We start from the raw sequence: 4,238 nt of genomic DNA, 5'->3' as shown, positions 1-4,238 counted from the left end.
GGGGGGGGGGGGGGGGGGGGGGGGGGGGGGGGGGGGCGCCGGGGCCGGCCGGGGGGGGGGGGGCGCGCCCCGGCCCCCCCCCCCCCCCCCCCCCCCCCGCCTCCGTCGTACTGGGGCTGCGCTTGCTCCGCGCCCGTTTCGTGCCGCATCTGCGCCGTGCCTCGGCGGCCGTGCTGGACCCGTCCCAGGTGCCCTTGCGTCGCCGGCGCTCAGGGGCGTCGGTCACGGGACGGGCCTGACAGGCTGCCGCGGGGCCCACGGGTCCGGCCGCGGCCGGCGGTCAGCGCGCTACTTGCTGGCCGGCTCGCGCGGCACCGTCTTGCCGGTCGTGGCGTCCACCACCTTGCGGTCCTCCAGCGGCTCGTCCAGCGTGATCTTCCGCTCGTAGTTCTTGGCCATGCTGACGCACGGCCGCTCCGGGTGGGTGCGCTTGCTGGTGACCCGTACCTTGACCGTCGACTCCGAGGTGTCGGCCGTGGCCGAGAACGTCGAGCAGACCCCGGCCGCGAACCGGACCGTCAGCTCCTTGCCGCGCACCTCGTACGACTCGGTCCGCTCCGGGTGCCAGCCGCCCGCGCGCGACGACGTGGGGGCGACCAGGTACTTCGGGTCCACCGCCGGCTGCGTCACGACGGTGTCGGACTCGCCGTCCTTGGCGTCCGCGGCGCGTACCGTGAAGATCCACGAGGGCACCAGCACCTGCCGGCCCTCCGTGAAGCGCATGCCGAGCCCGAAGGTCGCCTTCTGGACTTCCTGGACCACCGGCTGCTTGCCCGCCGCCGGTTCGCAGGGTGCCTTATGGCGCTCGGGGGCGCTCGTCTTATCCGTGCTCTCTTCGGAGACCACCACGTCCGGGTCCTTGGCGGTCTTGCAGCCGCCGATGTCCGCCTTGCCGTGCTGCCCGCTGCCGGCGTTGAGCGCGCGCAGCGCCTGTTCGGCGCCGACCACCGGGTACGGATCGCTCGCCGTCAGGTCGGCGAGGAAGCCGTTCGCGCCGTCGACCTGGCCGTTCGCGCCGATCTCCAGCGTGGTCTGCCAGCCGTAGCTGGGCAGCCCGTCGATGACCGGATCGGCGGTCACGGCCCGTACCGCCCCGTAGGTACGGCTCGCGTCCACCGCCGCCTCGTCCTGGCCGAGGGCTTCGAGCACCGGCTCGGCGGCCTTCTCGGCCTCGGCCGCGGAGACCGGCGGGCTCCCGCCGTCGGGTATGGCCGGCGTGTCCTGCCCGCCCTGTGAACCGTCCGGGCCCTGGGCGTCGCGGCTGCGCCCGGCGTCCTTGAGCCCGCCGCCGGGCCGGCCGTCGCGCAGCGAGCCGCACCGCGGCCCCGAGGGGCGGGCCTGCTCGGCCGTGGCGCCGTCGTCGGCGCCCTCGCCCATGGTGTGCGGCGGCTCAAGGCAGCCGTCCCCGCCCGGCGCGCCGAACCTGGTGTACGACCAGCCGCCGGCGCCCGTCGCCTTCACCCGCAGCGTGGGGCTCATCCGTTCCGGGGCCCCGCCGACCTTCCACACGCCGCGCTCCAGCCGGGGTTCACCGGTGATCCGCAGCGCCTTCGCCAGCTTCGCCACCTCGGCCCGGGAGACCTTGGGGGCCGTCCGGTAGACCGGCGCGGTCGGGTCCGGGGCGCCCGGGAGTTCGCCGGTCGCCCGGTAGGTGGGCCGGCCGGGGTTCGGCTCGCCCACCGCGATCCCCCTCTCGCCAGGGAAACCCGTCTGGGCCGGGTCGGCGAATCCGTCCAGGGCCAGCGGCGGCAGATTGCCTGTATTGCTCGACTGGCCCGGGTCGTCGTCGTCCGCCGCCGACGAGGCCCAGTAGGCGCCTCCGCCGCCGACCACCAGCACGGCCGCGGCGACCGTGGCGATGGCCAGGGGCGAGCGTCGCTTGCGGCGGGTGGGGGCGTCCGCGTGGTCGGAGGTCTCCTCGGTGAGGTCCTCGGGGGTGTCCTCGGTGCTCACGGTGTAACTCCTTCGGCTCCGCTCTCCGCTACGGCTCCGTCCCCGGGTTGGGGACGCCGATGGGACGGGGCGGGGAAGGAGACGGTTCCCCTCCGGGGCGGGCCGTTCCCGGACGGCGGGGGCGCGCGGTGGTGCGGCGGTGCCCCCGAGGCGCCGCCGAACGCTCTGGCACGGGCCCGAACCGCGGTGCTTCCGCCCCTGCGCCGAATCACGGCGCCCCCGCCCCAGACAGGGCCCACGCAGACCCCATGCATGCCCCGCCCCGCTCACGCCCCCGCGGGGGACGGCATCGGCTGGCGCCCGCCGTCGCCGCTCCGTCAGTCGCCGTACTCGGACATCCCGTCCACCAGGTGGGCGGAGGCCGCCGGGACGCGTACGCCGCGGATGTGGCCGGGGCCGACCGGCGGTGCGGTGCGGCCGGCGGTGCCGGGCGCCGGCCAGTGCGGGGCCATCAGGGCGCAGTCGGCCCGCAGTTCGGCGAGCGATTCGGGCTCGCGGACCGGGGCGGGAACGGTGGGGGTGGCGCGCTGCGGCATGGGCTCTCCCGGACTGTGGGGCACCTGGTGTGCACCCCGGCTAGCAGAACCGTATGCAGCCCGTACGGTGCGAAGAAAGCCCTACTATCGGGTAGTTTTGCCCGTTCGGCGGGGCGCGATGCACCCGGTAGCGTGAAGCGATCGTCTCCGCTCAACGTCCTTGTCGTCGCCCCCAGGAGCAGACTCGCCGTGCGCATTGCTGTTACCGGCTCCATCGCCACCGACCATCTGATGACCTTCCCCGGCCGCTTCGCCGACCAACTGGTCGCCGACCAGTTGCATACGGTCTCGCTCTCCTTCCTGGTCGACGCCCTCGACATCCGCCGGGGCGGCGTCGCCCCCAACATCTGCTTCGGGATGGGCGCGCTCGGCCTGCGCCCGGTGCTGGTCGGGGCGGCGGGCGAGGACTTCGCCGAGTACCGCGCCTGGCTCGACCGGCACGGCGTCGACACCGAGTCGGTGCACATCTCGGAGCTGCTGCACACCGCGCGCTTCGTCTGCACCACCGACACCGACCACAACCAGATCGCCTCCTTCTACACCGGTGCCATGAGCGAGGCCCGGCAGATCGAGCTCCGGCCGATCGCCGACCGGGTCGGCGGCCTGGACCTGGTGCTGATCGGCGCGGACGACCCGGAGGCGATGGTCCGGCACACCGACGAGTGCCGCACCCTCGGCTACCCCTTCGCCGCCGACCCCTCGCAGCAGCTCGCCCGGATGGCCGGCGAGGACATCCGCCGGCTGGTCGAGGGCGCCACGTACCTGTTCACGAACGAGTACGAGAAGGCGCTCATCGAGACCAAGACCGGCTGGACCGCGGACGAGATCCTGGGCAAGGTCGGCACCCGGGTGACCACGCTCGGCGCCCGCGGCGTCCGCATCGAGCGCACCGGCGAGCCGACCATCGAGGTCGGCGTGCCCGAGGAGAACGCCAAGGTCGACCCGACCGGCGTCGGCGACGCCTTCCGCGCCGGCTTCCTCGCCGGCCTCTCCTGGGACCTCTCGCTGGAGCGGGCCGCCCAGGTCGGCTGCATGATCGCCACGCTGGTCATCGAGACGCTGGGCACGCAGGAGTACGAACTGCGCTCCGGCCGCTTCGTCGAGCGCTTCCAGAAGACGTACGGTGCGGAGGCCGCCGGCGAGATCACCCCGCACCTGCCGGTCGGCCTGGCCTGAGCCGCCGCCGACCCCTGTCTGAGACGCGTCTGCGATCTGCCTCTGAGGCTCGGAGGCTTTGAGGCTCGTCTCTGATGCGTGCAGCGGGGCGGGGGCCGATCCCAGGACCGGTCCCCGCCCCGCCGTGCGCGCGGGGGAGCGCCGGGTGGCCGGCCCCGGGCGTACGCACCTCCCGCCCCGTCGCCGACGGCGGACCCGCCGCCCCGCCGCCGGCTGCCGACTACCGTCGGCGGACCCAGTACGCCGCGCCCCGCTGGGCAGCCCGTTCGCCGACGAACTCGTGCCCCCGCATGCCGCACCACGCCGGAACGTCCAGGCGCGCCGCCTCGTCGTCGGCCAGCACCGCCACCACCGCGCCGACCGGTACGTCGTCGATCACCTTGGCCAACTCGATGATCGGCAGCGGGCAGCGCTTGCCGAGCGCGTCGACGACCAGCGCGGGCGTCTCACGCTGTGCGGGGTGAACCGGTGCGGCAGGATCGGCCACGGGCGCCTCCCGCCCCCCCCGCGGGGACCACCCACAACCCAGACCACCCCCCCCGGGGGTGGGGGCGGCGGGGGGCAGGGCGGCCG

5 protein-coding genes are annotated in these 4,238 nt (G+C 75.1%); 1 reads left to right on the top strand and 4 read right to left on the bottom strand.

Features of this window, described 5'->3' with window-relative positions; all coding sequences use genetic code 11:
• The 3 genes from AAHZ94_RS29510 to AAHZ94_RS29500 form a co-directional block, all read right to left on the bottom strand.
• On the bottom strand, positions 1–226 hold a 226-nt coding region (locus AAHZ94_RS29510; protein ID WP_349996741.1), incomplete at its 3' end, for a hypothetical protein.
• 62 nt (positions 227–288) lie between these two features.
• The gene (locus AAHZ94_RS29505; RefSeq protein WP_349996739.1) at positions 289–1,953 is read right to left on the bottom strand and encodes a hypothetical protein; all 1,665 of its coding nucleotides are present in this window, start codon (positions 1,951–1,953) and stop codon (positions 289–291) included.
• A 317-nt stretch (positions 1,954–2,270) separates the two neighbouring features.
• Positions 2,271–2,489, bottom strand: coding sequence for a hypothetical protein (locus tag AAHZ94_RS29500; protein ID WP_349996738.1), 219 nt, complete (start codon positions 2,487–2,489; stop codon positions 2,271–2,273).
• A 189-nt stretch (positions 2,490–2,678) separates the two neighbouring features.
• Between AAHZ94_RS29500 and AAHZ94_RS29495 the strand changes: the two genes are divergently transcribed.
• Positions 2,679–3,665, top strand: a complete 987-nt coding sequence (locus AAHZ94_RS29495; RefSeq protein ID WP_349996736.1) for a carbohydrate kinase family protein — start codon at positions 2,679–2,681, stop codon at positions 3,663–3,665.
• 220 nt (positions 3,666–3,885) lie between these two features.
• Here the strand turns inward: AAHZ94_RS29495 and AAHZ94_RS29490 are convergent.
• The coding region (locus AAHZ94_RS29490) for a sulfurtransferase TusA family protein (RefSeq protein ID WP_349996733.1) at positions 3,886–4,238 on the bottom strand (353 nt) is incomplete at its 5' end.

The sequence above is a fragment of the Streptomyces sp. HSW2009 genome (assembly GCF_040240285.1).
In the GTDB taxonomy this organism is placed as follows: Bacteria; Actinomycetota; Actinomycetes; order Streptomycetales; family Streptomycetaceae; genus Streptomyces.
This window is presented reverse-complemented; position numbering and strand designations above follow the sequence as displayed.

Excerpts from the sequence above, each read along its gene's own strand:
- AAHZ94_RS29500 (WP_349996738.1), bottom strand. The coding sequence starts at position 2,489 with ATGCCGCAGCGCGCCACCCCCACCGTTCCCGCCCCGGTCCGCGAGCCC.